Origin of the sequence: Streptomyces sp. NBC_01261 (assembly GCF_036226385.1) — a bacterium.
In the GTDB taxonomy this organism is placed as follows: Bacteria; Actinomycetota; Actinomycetes; order Streptomycetales; family Streptomycetaceae; genus Streptomyces.
The window spans coordinates 3624248-3639353 of the sequence record NZ_CP108463.1 but is presented as its reverse complement, the minus strand read 5'-3'; the positions used below and the strand labels follow the sequence as shown (position 1 = coordinate 3639353).

At 70.0% G+C, this 15106-nt stretch carries 8 protein-coding genes; 7 read left to right on the top strand and 1 reads right to left on the bottom strand.

Annotated features, from left to right (window positions below):
• The first annotated feature begins 76 nt into the window (after positions 1–76).
• Entirely contained in the window at positions 77–1522 is a 1446-nt protein-coding gene (locus OG226_RS15500; RefSeq protein ID WP_329353395.1) for an aldehyde dehydrogenase family protein, read from the top strand.
• Positions 1523–1664: 142 nt separating this feature from the next.
• On the opposite strand, the gene OG226_RS15495 is transcribed toward OG226_RS15500, so the two are convergent.
• Positions 1665–4502, bottom strand: a complete 2838-nt coding sequence (locus OG226_RS15495; protein ID WP_329349252.1) for a glycoside hydrolase family 3 C-terminal domain-containing protein — start codon at positions 4500–4502, stop codon at positions 1665–1667.
• A gap of 291 nt (positions 4503–4793) precedes the next feature.
• Between OG226_RS15495 and OG226_RS15490 the strand changes: the two genes are divergently transcribed.
• The 6 genes from OG226_RS15490 (at position 4794) to OG226_RS15465 (ending at position 15072) form a co-directional block, all read left to right on the top strand.
• Positions 4794–6485: an extracellular solute-binding protein gene (locus OG226_RS15490; protein WP_329349251.1), complete on the top strand. Its 1692-nt coding sequence runs from the start codon at positions 4794–4796 to the stop codon at positions 6483–6485.
• Between the two features lie 27 nt (positions 6486–6512).
• Positions 6513–7547, top strand: coding sequence for an ABC transporter permease (locus OG226_RS15485; protein WP_329349250.1), 1035 nt, complete (start codon positions 6513–6515; stop codon positions 7545–7547).
• Complete coding sequence (locus OG226_RS15480) at positions 7544–8506, top strand: carbohydrate ABC transporter permease (protein WP_329349249.1); 963 nt, start codon at positions 7544–7546, stop codon at positions 8504–8506. Before OG226_RS15485 ends, OG226_RS15480 begins: the two co-directional genes overlap by 4 nt.
• A gap of 127 nt (positions 8507–8633) precedes the next feature.
• A complete protein-coding gene (locus tag OG226_RS15475; protein WP_329349248.1) occupies positions 8634–10844 on the top strand; it encodes a 1,4-beta-glucanase in 2211 nt (736 codons plus the stop codon).
• Complete coding sequence (locus tag OG226_RS15470; RefSeq protein ID WP_329349247.1) at positions 10844–12826, top strand: beta-galactosidase; 1983 nt, start codon at positions 10844–10846, stop codon at positions 12824–12826. Before OG226_RS15475 ends, OG226_RS15470 begins: the two co-directional genes overlap by 1 nt.
• Positions 12823–15072, top strand: coding sequence for a glycosyl hydrolase family 95 catalytic domain-containing protein (locus tag OG226_RS15465; protein WP_329349246.1), 2250 nt, complete (start codon positions 12823–12825; stop codon positions 15070–15072). The genes OG226_RS15470 and OG226_RS15465 overlap by 4 nt, the downstream gene beginning before the upstream one ends.
• Positions 15073–15106 lie beyond the last annotated feature (34 nt).

Genomic DNA, 15106 nt, shown 5'->3' with positions numbered 1-15106 from the left:
TACGGTGGACCGAGTAGCACCGAGAACAAGCACCCCCAACGCGGAAGGGCCGGCACACGCAATGCCCAACGAAACTGTGGCAGTCACCCACGCCTTCTGGCTCGCCGGCCGCCAGGCCATCGGCGAGGACACCTTCGACGTCACCTCACCCTGGGACGGCCGCCTCGTCGGCAAGGTCAGCGTGCCGACCGACGCCCAGGTCGAGGAGGCGGTGGCCGCCGCGTACGCCGTACGGGACGAGTTCGCCGCGACCCCCGCCCACGTCCGCGCTGCCGCCCTCGACCACGTCAGCCGGCGTCTCGTCGAGCGCACCGAGGAGATCGCGCAGCTCATCTCCGCCGAGAACGGCAAGCCGATCAAGTGGGCGCGCGGCGAGGTCGGCCGCGCGGTGTCCGTGTTCCGGTTCGCCGCCGAGGAGGCCCGGCGCTTCAACGGCGGCGAGGCCCAGCGCCTCGACACCGACGCCGGCGGCCAGGGCCGGCTCGCCCTCACCCGGCGCTTCCCGAAGGGCGTCGTCCTCGGCATCGCGCCCTTCAACTTCCCGCTGAACCTGTGCGCCCACAAGATCGCCCCCGCGATCGCGGCCGGTGTGCCGATCATCCTCAAGCCGGCCCCGGCCACCCCGCTCTCCGGCCTGGTCATCGGCGACCTGCTCGCCGAGTCCGAGCTGCCCGCCGGTGCGTGGAGCGTCCTGCCGGTCGCCAACGACCACATGCCCGCCCTGGTCCAGGACGAGCGGCTGCCGGTGATCTCCTTCACCGGTTCGGAGAAGGTCGGCTACGCGATCATGGACTCGGTGCCGCGCAAGCACTGCACCCTGGAGCTGGGCGGCAACGGCGCGGCCGTGGTCCTCGGGGACTACGCCTCCGACGCCGACCTCGACTGGGCCGCGACCCGCATCGCCACCTTCTCCAACTACCAGGGCGGCCAGTCCTGCATCTCCGTGCAGCGGGTCATCGCCGACGCGGCCGTCTACGACCGGCTGCTCCCGCGCATAGTCGCCGCCGTCGAGGCCCAGGTCACCGGCGACCCGGGCGACGACAAGACCGACGTCGGCCCGCTGGTCAGCGAGGCCGCCGCGCAGCGCGTCGAGTCGTGGGTGCAGGAGGCCGTCGAGGCGGGCGCGACCCTTCTCACCGGCGGCAAGCGCGACGGCGCCTCGTACGCGCCGACCGTCCTCACGGACGTACCGGCCGACACGACGATCTCCTGCGAGGAGGTCTTCGGACCGGTGCTGACCGTGACGAAGGTGGACGGCGAGGCCGCCGCCTTCGCCGCCGCCAACGACTCCAAGTACGGCCTCCAGGCAGGGGTGTTCACCCACGACGTGCAGGTCGCCTTCCGCGCCCACCGCGCGCTCGAAGTCGGCGGTGTCGTGATCGGCGACGTCCCGTCCTACCGTGCCGACCAGATGCCGTACGGCGGCGCCAAGCAGTCCGGTGTCGGCCGCGAGGGCGTGAAGTTCGCGATGGACGACTACACCTACGAGCGGGTGCTGGTGCTCACGGGCCTCGCGCTCTGACCGTCCTCTCACCCCACGGCTCTAGCTAATGGGATCCATTTTCATATAGCCTCCCTGAAGGGGCCCGGCACCGATGCCTTCCGGTGCCGGGCCCCTTCTTCGCCGCCGGCCTTTTCGGGCCGGCGGCGACCTCTCCGGACCCTCAGCCGGAGAAGCCGACATGTGCGAGTCGCAGTGGGCCGCGCAGCTTCAGGTGCACGTCGTGCACGCCCTCGGTGACGATCCCGGCGCCGAGCGTGGTGTAGTCGTACGGGCCCGACGTCGGCGCGGGCAGGGCGAGTTGGGCGAGCGCCGGGCCACCGTCCAGGGACAGTTCTACGACTCCCTCGCCCGCCACCTCCACGGTCACCTCGGTGACGCCCGCCCCGAAGTCGCAGTACCGGTACGTCAGTTCGGCCGTACCGCCCTGGAATGGGGTCACCGCGTCGCCCGCCGTCTTCGTGCGGTCGACGATCTCGCCGCCCGACTGCTCGTCGAAGTCGGCCGCGGGCAGGCCCTGTTGGAGGAGGGGGCGGGGTGCTGCGGGTTCGCCGTCGAGCGTCATCGTCGTACGGAGGCGGATGTCCTCGCTGGAGGCGCCGAGGAGGAGGTCGTACGGGCCGGGTTCCAGGCGCCAACCACCCCGCGCCACGTCCCAGAACGCGAAGGCGGACAGCGGGAGTTGGAAGTTCAGCTCGGCCCGCTCGCCCGGTGCGAGGGTCACCCGTCGGTGCGCCACGAGTTCGCGGCGCGGGCGTGGGACCGACGGGTCGGCGGCGCGCGTGTACAGCTGCGCGACCTCGTCCGCCGTCGCGTCCCCGGTGTTGGTGACCGTGAACTCCACGTGCACCGCGCCGAGTTCGACCCGTGCCGTCAGCTCGCCGTACGCGAAGGACGCGTACGACAGGCCGTGGCCGAACGGGAACAGCGGGGTGCCCTCGAAGTAGAGGTAGGTCTGGTGGCCGCCGATCACGTCGTAGTCGAGGAGGCCGGGCAGGTCGGTGTCGGCGGCGTACCAGGTCTGGGGGAGGCGGCCGGCCGGGGAGATGTCGCCGGCGAGGACGCGGGCCAGGGCGGTGCCCGCCGCCTGGCCGCCGTGGGCGGTCCACAGGATCGCCGGGAGGCCGGACGGGTCGACCGTGTACGGGTACGCGGAGACCAGGGCCAGGACGGTGTTCGGGTTCGCGGCGCGGGCCGCGCGCAGCAGGCGTTCCTGGTGGGCGGGGAGGCGGAGTGTCGTACGGTCCTCGGTCTCGCGGCCGTTGATGTGCGGGTCGTTGCCCGCGACCACGAGCACCACGTCCGCCGCCTCCGCGACCCGGGTCACCGCGTCCTCGCCGCGCTCGGCGATGACCAACTCGAAGATTTCCGCGCCCTCTTCGGCAACCTGCACGCCGTCGGCGGCGACAGAGACGTGGCGACCCGTACCGATGTGCAGCAGGAGGTGACCGTTCTCGTGGGGTTCCAGGCGGAATGTCTCCTGGACGACCCAGCCTCCGGGCTGGTCGGCGGAGGCGCGGACGTAGCCGTCGTCGGCGACCGAGAGGTAGCGGCCGTCCGGGGCGCGCAGGGTGAGGACGCCCTCGCCCCAGTCGACGAGGGCGAGTTCGGTGCCGGTGGCGTCGGTGGTGAGCGGCGGGAGGTCGGTGCGGCCCGCGAGGAGGGCCGGGTCCAACGCGCCCTCGGCGCCGCGTACTTCGTCGGGTACGTCCGCCGACGGGATGTGCAGGAAGGTGCCTTGGGAGGTGCGCAGCCTGACCCGGTCCACGCCCTCGGCGAACTCCACGCGCTCGGCGCCGAACCGCTCGTACAGGCCCTCCAGCGGGGTGGAGCGGTGGATCAACGTGCCGCTGTACCAGTCGAGTTTGCACTCGTCCGCGAGCAGGCCGACGACGGCGAGGCGGGTGTCGTGGGCGAGGGGCAGCAGATCGGCGTCGTTCTTCAGGAGGACGACCGCCTGCTCGGCGGCCTCCTGGGCGAGGGCCCGGTGCGCCGGGGTGTCGAAGTCCTTGATGTCGGCGTGCGGGTCGTGCGCCGGGTCGAACTCGCCGAGCCGGAACCGCACCGAGAGCTGACGGCGGACCGCCGCGTCGACGTCAGCTGCCGTCAACAGGCCCTGGTCCAGGGCACCTTGGACCCGCGCCACCATCGTCGAACCGTCCGTGCCGTGATCGGTGAAGCTGTCCACGCCGGAAAGGAGCGAGGCCGCCGTCGCCTCCTCGTGGGTGTCGAAGTAGTGCTCGGAGTCGACCAGGTTCGAGGGCGCGCCCGCGTCCGAGCAGACGAGGAGGTCCTCGTCGATCCAGGTGCGCAGGTGCTCGCGGAGATACGGCGAGACGTGGTTGGGGCGGCCGTTGACCAGGTTGTACGCGGGCATCACCCCGGCGACCGCGCCCGCCTCGACCGTCTCGCGGAAGGCGCGCAGGTCGTACTCGTGCAGCACGCGCGGGCGGACCGAGGACGACGAAATGTCGCGGCCCGTCTCGTTGTTGTGGGCCAGCCAGTGCTTGAGGACGGGCGCCGTGCGCCAGTACGTCGGGTGGTCGCCGCGCAGACCGCGCGTGTACGCGGTGGCGATCGCCGAGGTCAGCCTCGGGTCCTCCGAGTAGCCCTCCTCGTTACGGCCCCACAGCGGGTGGCGCAGCAGATTCACCGTCGGGGACCACACGTTGAGGCCGACGCGGTCGTCGCGGGCCCGCATCGCGCGGACCTCCTTGGACACCGCGTCGCCGACCCGTCGTACGAGGTCCTCGTTCCAGGTCGCGCCGAGGCCCACCGCCTGCGGGAAGACCGTCGCCGGGCCCATCCACGCGACGCCGTGCAGGGCCTCCTGGCCGGTGCGGAACGCGGCGACGTCCAGACGCTCCACGGCGGGCGCGTACTGGTGCAGGAAGCCGACCCTCTCGTCGAGGGTGAGCCGTGCCAGCAGATCGTCGATGCGCTTCGCGAACGGCAGGCGCGGATCGCGGAAAGGCGGCGTAGGCGGCGTTTGTGCGGTCACGTGGGGTTCCCCTTGCGATGGAGCGGCGCGGCTCTTTCGAAGCGCTTCGATGCTGATTCGATGCGGGTCAGGTGTCAAGAGACCTTCACCGTAATTTCAAGCAGCACATACGGACAGGTCATGCCCCGCACTACCGAGGAATCTTGGGAACGACCCTTGTGCACCCCTGGGTGTTCACTTAACCTCGCAGCAACATCGAAGCGCTTCGACTAAGTGCTCTGTTCCACTCAAGACACCGCAGCCGACGGCTCCACCGCCGGGTGTCCTGGTGCGCCATGAAGGGTTGACGCAATGACGCCGAACGCCTCCGCCGCCTCCGCTCCCAGCCGGAGAAGCTTTCTCGCCTCCACGGCGGTCGTCGCCGCAGCGGTGGCGGGAGGGGTACCGCTGCTCTCCGCCTGCGGGGCCTCGGACAGCGGTTCGGGCGGGGGCAGTTCGGAGGGCAAGGGCGTCAAGAAGCTGCTGCCGGCGTTCGTGGCCAGCAACGTGGTGGCCCCGGACCTCCCCTCGAAGAACGGCTCCGCGATCGGCTTCTCCAGCAAGCTGGACCTCGCCACGCTGAAGACCTCGGTGCCGAAGAAGCTCGGCAAGGGCGGCAAGGTCTCCATCATGTCGCCGTTCTGGGGCTCCCCGCCGAAGAGCGACAACGCCTACTACAAGGCGATGAACAGCCTCATCGGCGTCGACGTGACCTGGCAGAACCAGGACGGCAACACCTACGACCAGAAGCTCGGCGCGGTCCTCGCCTCCAGCGACATCCCCGACATCGTGGTCGTCCCCGGCTGGAACATGGGCGGCAAGATACCCAGCGCCATCATCGGCAAGTTCGCCGACCTCGGCCCCTACCTCGCCGGCGACAAGGTCAAGGACTACCCGAACCTCGCGGCGATCCCGTCCGACGCCTGGCAGCGCTGCGTCTTCGGCGGCAAGCTGCGCGGACTGCCGATGCCGTCCTCGTACGTCCCCAACATCGTGCCGCTCTACCGCAAGGACATCTTCGACAAGGAGGGGTACGAAGTCCCCACCTCCGCCGACGAGTTCATGGCCCTGGCCAAGGAGATCACCAACGCCAAGGCCAAGCGCTGGGCCTGCCTGGACATGAAGTGGACCGCGTTCAACGCCTGGGGTGTGCTCTCCGGCAGCGAGAAGTCGCTCGGCTGGAACCTCGTCGACGGCAAGCTGGTCAACCGCGTCGAGACGCAGGAGTACCTCGAAGCGCTGGAGTGGACCCGCAAGCTGTTCGCCGCCGGATACGTGCACCCCGACGCCAAGTTGGGCAAGAGCGCGGCCACCGACCCGGGCCCCAAGTTCGCGGCGGGCGAGTTCCTCATCTACGCCCAGGACATCTCGCAGTGGTGGAGCCGCACCGCCGAACAGGCCACCCAGAACCCGTCCTACAAGATCTGGGGCATGGACATCTTCGGCCACGACGGCGGCGACCCGACCCTGTGGGCCGGCGAACCGGCCGGCATCTTCGCCTTCATCAGCAAGAAGGCCTCCGAGTCCGTGATCCACGACGCGCTGGCCGTCGCCAACGTCACCGCCGCGCCGTACGGCACCAAGGAGTACATGCTCACCAACTACGGTGTGGAGGGCACCCATTACACCGTCAAGAACGGTGTGCCCACGAAGACCGACCAGGGCAACAACGAGGTCATCAACGCCTACGTCATGGTCGCCAGCCCCGCCGCGACGATCGCCCACCCCGACTTCCCCGAGGTCGCCAAGGCGCAGGTCGAGTGGCAGCAGCGGATGGGCGCCTTCACAAAGAAGTCGAGCTTCTACGGCCAGCAGATCACCGAGCCGAGCCGCTACACCAACCTCTTCAACGACTTCGAGCAGTTGGAGGACGACATCACCCGCGGCCGCAAGAAGATCAGCGACATGCAGCAGGCCGTCTCCGACTGGAAGAGCAAGGGTGGCGACCAACTCCGCGCCTGGTACCAGAAGTTGCTCGACGACAACGGCACCGCGACGAGCTGACCGGGTACCGAGGCAAGGAGAACGGCCGTGTCCCACAGCACGGTGCCTCGGAGCAGGACCGAGGCCGACACGACAGCGAAGACCCCGGCGGCGTCCGGCGGCGCCACCGGCTCCCGGCAGAACAAGCCCAGGGCGAAGGTGAGTTGGCGGCTCAGGTTCAGACGCGACCGCGTCCTGCTCCTGATGACCCTGCCGGCCGTCCTGCTCATCCTGGTCTTCAACTACCTGCCGATCCTCGGCAACATCGTCGCCTTCGAGGACTACGACCCCTACGTCAGCGACAACGGCATCGTCTCGATGCTGCACAGCCCCTGGGTCGGCCTGGAGAACTTCCAGCTGATCTTCGCGGACTCCGCCTTCTGGAGCGCCGTACAGAACACGCTCGTCCTGTTCTTCCTCCAGCTCATCCTGTTCTTCCCGATCCCGATCCTGCTCGCGCTGCTCATCAACAGCGTGGTCAGGCCCCGGGTCCGGGCGCTCTCCCAGGCGATCCTCTACCTCCCGCACTTCTTCTCCTGGGTGCTGGTCATCGCCGTCTTCCAGCAACTCCTGGGCGGGGCGGGCCTGTTCTCGCAACTCCTGCGGCAACACGGCTTCGACGGCCTCGACGTCATGACCGACCCCAACACGTTCAAGTTCCTCATCACCGCGCAGAGCGTGTGGAAGGACGCGGGCTGGGGGATCATCGTCTTCCTCGCCGCGCTGTCCTCCGTCAGTCCCGATCTGTACGAGGCCGCCGCGATGGACGGCGCGGGGCGGTGGCGCCGGATGTGGCACGTCACGCTGCCGGCGCTGCGGCCGGTGATCGCACTGCTGCTCGTGCTTCGGGTCGGTGACGCGCTGACCGTCGGCTTCGAGCAGATCCTGCTCCAACGCGACGCCGTGGGGCCGGGAGCGGCGGAGGTCCTCGACACCTTCGTCTGGTGGAACGGCGTCCGCAACCAGGACTTCGGCTACGCCGCCGCCGCGGGACTCGTCAAGGGCGTGATCAGCCTCGGGCTGGTCCTCGCCGCGAACAAAGTGGCCCACCTCATGGGCGAGCAGGGGGTGTACAAGAAGTGACCGCCGTCATCGACCAACCCGTCGAGCCCGCCACGTCCGCCAAGTCCGCACGGCCGCCCAGGCGTTGGGCCGCGCCGCCCCGGCCCACCTGGGAGGAGGAACCCGGCGGGGTCGGGCTCGCGGGCAAGGGGCTCGTCCTCACGCTCGCCTGTCTCGCCATCCTCTTTCCGCTGTGGATCGTCCTCGTCACCAGCCTCTCCTCACGCAAGACCATCGACCAGGCCGGCGGGCTCGTCATGGTGCCCAAGGGCATCACGTTCGTCGCCTACAAGGAACTCCTCAGCGGCGGGCAGGTCACCCGCGCGGTGATCATCAGCGTGCTCATCACCGTTGTCGGTACGGCGTTCTCCATGGCGGTGTCCGTACTCTGTGCGTACGGGCTCTCGCGTATCGGGTCGCTCGGGCACCGGTGGATTCTGATGATGATGCTGGCGACGATGTTCTTCAGCGCCGGGCTCATTCCGACGTACTTGTTGGTGCAGTCGCTCGGGCTGACCGACAGCTATCTCGCGTTGATCCTGCCCAGCGCGCTCAGTGTCTTCAACATCCTTGTGTTGCGCGGGTTCTTCATGGGGATCTCGCAGGAACTCATCGACAGTGCGCGGATCGACGGTGCCGGTGACTTCCGGATTCTGTGGGTCATCGTCATGCCGTTGTCGCGGGCGGTGTTGGCCGTCATCACGTTGTTCTATGCCGTGGGGTATTGGAGCGCCTGGTTCAACGCGTCTCTGTATCTGAACGACCAGGACATGATGCCGTTGCAGAATGTCATGATCCAGTTGGTGCAGAAGCAGGAGGCTCCGGTGGGGCTCGGTCAGGCGATCAAGACGGGGGAGTTGTCGGGGCTTGCCGTGCAGATGGCGGTCATGGTGATGGCGTTGTTGCCGGTGGCCGTGCTTTCGCCGTTCGTGCAGCGGCACTTTAAGAAAGGGATGCTTACCGGCGCCGTCAAGGGCTGAATCGGTTGTCTTTTGTCCGCGGGTGTGTGAGGGCTGGTCGCGCCCACGCGGCGGAGCCGCAAATCGATACAGCCCCGCGCCCCTGAAACACCTCTCCTTACCCCATCTCATACAGCGAGGTATGTGCATGCATGCGTCCCGACTGAGCCGCCGGGCCGTTCTCGCCGGGGCTGCGGCTGGCGCCGCGCTCATCACCGTGCCGGGTTTCACCGCGAAGGCGAATGCGGCGGAAGGCCCCTCCTATCGCTGGCGTAACGTTGCAATAGGCGGTACCGGATTCGTCACCGGTGTTCTCTTTCACCCCTCCGTCCGCGGCCTCGCCTACGCCCGTACCGACATCGGCGGCGCCTACCGCTGGGACGACCGGTCCGCCCGCTGGACCCCGCTCACCGATCAACTCGGGTGGGACGACTGGAACTTGCTCGGTGTCGAGGCGCTCGCCGTCGACCCCGCGCATTCGGACCGGCTGTATCTCGCCGTCGGCACGTACGCCCAGTCCTGGGCGGGCAACGGTGCCGTACTCCGCTCCGAGGACCGGGGCTCGACCTGGACCCGTACCGACCTCGCCGTGAAGCTGGGCGGCAACGAGGACGGGCGGGGCGCGGGGGAGAGGCTGCTCGTCGATCCGCGGGACAGTGACACCCTGTGGCTCGGCACCCGGCACGACGGGCTGCTCAAGTCGACCGACCGGGGCGCCACTTGGGCAGCGGTGACCGGCTTCCCGGCGACCGCCGGCGCCTCCGGGCAAGGTGTCACCTTCCTCGTCGCCGTCGGGCGTGCCGTCTACGCCGGGTGGGGCGACGGCGACGGAAGCGCGACCGCCGTCAGCCTCTACCGCAGCACCGACGGCAGCACCTGGACCGCCGTCCCCGCGCAGCCCACCGATACCTCCGCCAAGGTCCCGATCCGGGCCGCGTACGACAGCCGCAGCCGCGAGCTGTACGTGACGTACGCCGACGCGCCCGGGCCGAACGGCCAGTCCACCGGCAGTGTGCACAAGTTGGCCGTCGCGAGCGGGACTTGGACGGAGGTCACGCCGGTGAAGCCGGGCGGAACCACGTCCGACGGGTCCAGCGACAGCTTCGGCTACGGCGGCGTCGCCGTCGACGCCCGTCGTGCCGGCACCGTCGTCGTCTCCACCAACAACCGCTGGGCGGCCGTCGACACCCTGTACCGGACCACCGACGGCGGCCGTACCTGGACGTCCCTCAAGGACGCTGCCGTGTTCGACGTGTCCGAGACTCCTTTCCTCAAGTGGGGTGCGGAACAGCCGAAGTTCGGCTGGTGGATCCAGGCCGTGGCCGTCGACCCGTACGACTCGAAGCACGTCGTCTACGGCACCGGTGCCACGCTCTACGGCACTCGTGACCTCACCCACTGGGCGCCGCGGATCCGTGGGTTGGAGGAGACGTCCGTGAGGCAGCTGATCTCGCCCCCGGTCGGGGAGGCGCACCTGCTCAGCGCCTCGGGGGACATCGGCGTGATGTACCACGAGCGGCTCACGGCGTCTCCGTCGCGCGGCATGGCGACGAACCCCGTGTTCGGGTCCGCGACCGGGATCGCGCAGGCCGCGGGCAGGCCGTCGTACGTCGTCCGCACGGGCTTCGGCGACCACGGCAACGGTGCGTACTCCCGCGACGGCGGGCGGAGCTGGGCGCCCTTCGCTGCCCAGCCCGACATCGCCGGGGACTCACCGGGGCCGATCGCCACCGGCGCCGACGGCGGCACGCTGCTCTGGTCCTTCGTGCACTGGGACGGCACGAAGTACCCGACTCACCGCTCGGCGGACAACGGCGCGACCTGGTCCGAGGTCTCCTCCTTCCCGAAGGGCGCCACGCCCCTCGCCGACCCGGCCGACCCGACACTCTTCTACGCGTACGACACCGACACGGGAACGCTGTACGCCAGCACTGACAGTGGCCGCTCGTTCACGGGGCGGGCGAGTGGACTGCCCGCCGGGGACAGTCAGTTCCAGCTGGTCGCGGCGCCGGGGCGGTCCGGTGACCTGTGGTTGAGCGTCAAGGGGAACGGGCTCTACCGGTCCGTCGACGGGGGCGTCAGCTTCTCGAAGGTCGCCAGTTGCCGGGCCTCGTACACCCTCGGCTTCGGCAAGGCCGCCGCCGGAGCGGACTACCCCGCGATCTACCAGGTCGGCTCCACCGAGACCATCACCGCCGTCTACCGCTCCGACGACGAGGCCAGGACCTGGGTGCGCATCAACGACGACCGGCATCAGTGGGGTTGGATCGGGCAGGCCGTCGTCGGTGACCCGCGCATCCATGGGCGCGTGTACCTCGCCACCAACGGGCGCGGCATCCAGTACGGGGAGCGGATCTGATGCCGCAGCTCAGTGACACCACCCGTGGGCACGTTCTCTTCGGCGGTGACTACAACCCCGAGCAGTGGCCCGAGGAGACCTGGCACGAGGACGTCCGGCTGATGAGGGAAGCCGGCGTCAACTCCGTCACCCTCGGCGTCTTCTCCTGGGCCAGGCTCGAACCCGAGCCGGGGGCACGGGAGTTCGGTTGGCTCGACCGGCTGATGGATCTGATGCACGGCAACGGCATCGGCGTCGTCCTCGCCACGCCCACCTCCTCCCCGCCGCCGTGGCTGGGGCGCCTGCACCCGGAGACCCTGCCCCGTGATGCCGACGGCCGCATCGAGTGGTGGGGCGGGCGGCAGCACTTCTCGCACTCCAGCGCCGTCTACCGCAGCCACGCCGCCGCCATCACCGAGGCCCTGGCCGCCCGTTACGCCGGCCACCCCGCCCTCACGATGTGGCACATCAACAACGAGTACTGCACCTTCGACTACGGCGACGAGGCCGCCGTCGCCTTCCGGCGCTGGCTGCGCGCGAAGTACGGCACCCTCGATGCCCTCAACTCGGCCTGGGGCACGGCCTTTTGGAGCCAGGGCTACGACACCTGGGACGGTGTCCTGCCCCCGCGTCACGCCCACTACCTCAACAACCCCACCCACGTGCTCGACTTCCGGCGCTTCACCTCCGACATGCTCCTGGAGTGCTACACCGCCGAGCGCGACATCGTCCGCCGGCACACCCCGCACCTCCCGGTCACCACCAACTTCATGCCGCTGTGGGTGGGCCAGGACGGCTGGCGCTGGTCCGAGGAGGAGGACGTCGTCTCGGTCGATCTGTATCCCAACCCGCGCGATCCGCTCGGTGCCCAAAGCGCCGCGCTCGTCCAGGACTTGGCCCGCTCGCAGGCACGCGGCCCCTGGATGCTCATGGAACAGGCCGCCGGACCGGTCAACTGGCGCGGTGTGAACCACCCGAAGCCGCGCGGCCTCAACCGCCTCTGGTCCCTCCAGGCCGTGGCCCGCGGCGCCGACGCCGTCTGCTACTTCCAGTGGCGCCAGTCCCGCCAGGGCGCCGAGAAGTTCCACTCCGGGATGCTCAGCCATGCGGGGGAGCGGGGCCGCACCTTCCAGGAGGTCAAGCGGCTGGGCGCCGAACTGGCGCGCATCGGCGCCGAGGTGACGGACACGCGCATCACCTCCGACATCGCGATCCTGCACGACTGGAACGCCTGGTGGGCGGGCGCGCAGGACGGCCGTCCCTCCACCGAGGTCGACTACCCGGACGTCCTCCGCGCCTGGCACCGCGCCCTCTGGGAGTCCCACCTCACCACCGACTTCGCCCACCCCGAACACGATCTCTCCGCCTACGAGTTGGTGGTCGTCCCGCAGCTCTACCTCCTCACGGACACCGCCATCGACAACCTCCTCGCGTACGTCCGAGGCGGCGGCACCCTCGTCGCCGGCTTCCTGACCGGCATCGCCGACGAGGACGACCGGGTCCGGCCGGGTGGCATGGACGCCCGTCTCCGCGAACTGTTCGGCATCCGCACCCTGCACGAGTGGTGGCCCCTGGACGCGGGGGAGACCACCGAGTGCGAGGGCTTCCGCGGGACGCTCTGGTCGGAGGAGATCGAGCCCGAGAACACGACCGGTGCCGGTGCCGTCGACGAGGTAATTCCTTACAAGGGCGGTGAGTTGGACGGTCTTCCCGCCGTCCTGCGCCGGGGCGGGTCCTGGTACGTCTCGACACTCCCGGAGCCCCACGCGCTGCGCGCGCTGCTCGCCCGTGTCGCCGCGGACGCGGGGGTGAGTCCAGTGCTCGCCGGGCTTCCGCCGGACGTCGAGGCCGTACGGCGCGGGGAGTTGCTGTTCCTCCTGAACCACAGCCGCGAACCGGTCACCGTCGAACTCCCGGGCACCCGGCACGACTTGCTCACCGACCACACCGTCGCGGGCGAGATCACCCTCGGCCGCTACGGCGCGGCGGTGCTGCGGCCATGACCGGCATCCCCGCACCCACCGACCCCTCGTCGCCCGGCCCCGCGCACGCCACCTGGGAACCCCTCCCCGCCACCCGCTGGGAGGACGCCTTCCTCAGCGGCAACGGCCACCACGGCGTTCTCGTGTCCGGCGATCCGAACGACGATCGCGTCATCGTCACCCACCACACCCTCGTCCGCCCGAACGGCGCCGAACGCGCCCGCCCTCCACGCCTCGCCGCCGAACTCCCCGCGCTCCAGGCCCGGTTGCTCGCCGGTGACCTCGCCGCCGCCGAGAGGTTCACGGACGACCGTCCGCTCCAATGGGTACAGCCCTTCCACCCGGCCTTCCAGCTACGGCTGCGCAGGCAGTCCGGTGCGACAGGGCCCGACTACCGCCGTACCGTCGACTTCACCACCGGCGAGGTCGCCGCCCGCCGCGACGACTGGCGCAGCCGTGTCTTCGTCTCCCGCGCCGACGACGTGATCGTCCAGCACGTCACCGCCCCCGAGCTCACCCTCGACCTCGCCCAGGACCATCAACTCCCAGGGGCTCCACTAGGGTTGGGTGTCGGCCACGGCACGCTCCTCACCTCCGACGGTGCCGTTCTCACCCTCCGTGTCCGCTATCCCGACAGCGATCGCGCGTACACCGGAGTCACCCTCGCCGTGGTCTCCGGCGGCACGACGCGGCTCACCTCGACGGGAGTTCGGATCGCCGGGGCGGGCGAGGTCCTTCTCCTCACCCGGGTCCGACGCCACACCGGTGAGCTGGACGTCGTGGAGGAGACCCGGGCGCTGCGGGAACTGATCGACGCGTGGCAGTCGTACGACGCGCTCCTCGACCGGCACCTCGCGCTCCACCGTGCGGCCTACGCCCGTGTCACCCTCGATCTGCACGCCGACGACGCCGAACGTGCCCTCCCCGGTGGTGAGTTGCTGAAGCGGCCTCACAGTGCTGCCCTCCTCGAACGGCTCTTCGCGGCCGGCCGGTACCATCTCCTCTCCTCCAGCGGTCTGTTGCCGCCCCGGCTCACCGGACTGTGGACCGGCGACTGGGACACGGCCTGGTCGGGGGCGTTCACCAACGACGCGAACCTCAATCTCCAGACCGCCTCCGCCGCGAGTGCCGCGCTCCCCGAAGTCACCGAAGCGCTCGCGTCCTTGATCCACCGTCAGCTCGACGACTGGCGGGAGAACGCCCGTGCCGTCTTCGGCGCCCGGGGTGTCGTCGCGCCCGCGCACACCGACGGCGAGTCCGGGCTGTCGTACCACTTCAGCCGTGAGTACCCGCTGCATCTGTGGACCGCAGGCGCCGACTGGCTGCTCAAGCCGCTCGTCGACCACGACGAGACGCGCGGCGCGCGCGATCCGCGAACCGCCGCCGCGCTGGCCGAAGTCGCCCTGTTCTATGAGGACTTCCTCACGACCGGAAGCAGTACCGACCCGGACGGCCAGCTCGTCGTCGTCCCCTCGTACTCGCCCGAGAACCGTCCCGCGAACGCCAACGCCAGTTGGGGCGCGATCAACGCGGACATGGACCTCTCGGCCGCCCGGCACGCGCTCCACGCGGCTGCCGCCCACCACCCGGGCACTCCCGACGCGGCCCGCTGGCTCGCCCTCGCCGACCGGCTGCCACCGCACCGGGTCAACTCCCAAGGCGCGCTGGCCGAATGGGCCTGGCCGGGCCTCGACGACACCTACGACCACCGTCACCTCAGCCACCTCTACGGTGTGTGGCCGCTCGACGAGATCAACCCCTACGACACCCCACAGCTCGCCGCCGCCGCGCACCGCGCGCTCCAACTCCGGGGCGCCGAGAACGACTCCGCGCACGGGCACCTCCACCACGCGCTGGTCGCCGCCCGGCTCCGGGACGGTGAACGGGTCGCGCACGCCCTGGGGCAGGTGCTCGACGGTGACTTCTTCCACGCCTCGCTGATGAGCGCGCACTACCCGAACCGCGACGTCTACAACGCGGACGCCGCGCACACCCTGCCCGGCGTGCTCGTCGAGGCGCTCGTGCAGTCCACCCCGGACCGGCTGGTCCTGCTGCCCGCGCTGCCGGCGGCGTATCCGCACGGTCAACTCACCGGCGTACGCACGAGGTTCGGGGCGGAGGTCGATCTGCGCTGGACGCCCCACTCCGCCACGGCGCTGATCCGGCCGTCCCGTACCCACCGCGTCGAACTCCGGACTTCCTCCGGCACGGAGCCGCTCGACCTCGTCGCCGGAGAAGACCGCGTCCTCACCCTGGGGGCGCGGTAGCCACTCGCACCTCCCCCCACCCATGGAAGGGACA

What these genes read in the sequence shown, in the direction of transcription:
- OG226_RS15475 (WP_329349248.1), top strand. Translation starts at nt 8,634, where the DNA reads ATGCATGCGTCCCGACTGAGCCGCCGGGCCGTTCTCGCCGGGGCTGCG.
- OG226_RS15465 (WP_329349246.1), top strand. Translation starts at nt 12,823, where the DNA reads ATGACCGGCATCCCCGCACCCACCGACCCCTCGTCGCCCGGCCCCGCG.
- OG226_RS15470 (WP_329349247.1), top strand. Translation starts at nt 10,844, where the DNA reads ATGCCGCAGCTCAGTGACACCACCCGTGGGCACGTTCTCTTCGGCGGT.
- OG226_RS15490 (WP_329349251.1), top strand. Translation starts at nt 4,794, where the DNA reads ATGACGCCGAACGCCTCCGCCGCCTCCGCTCCCAGCCGGAGAAGCTTT.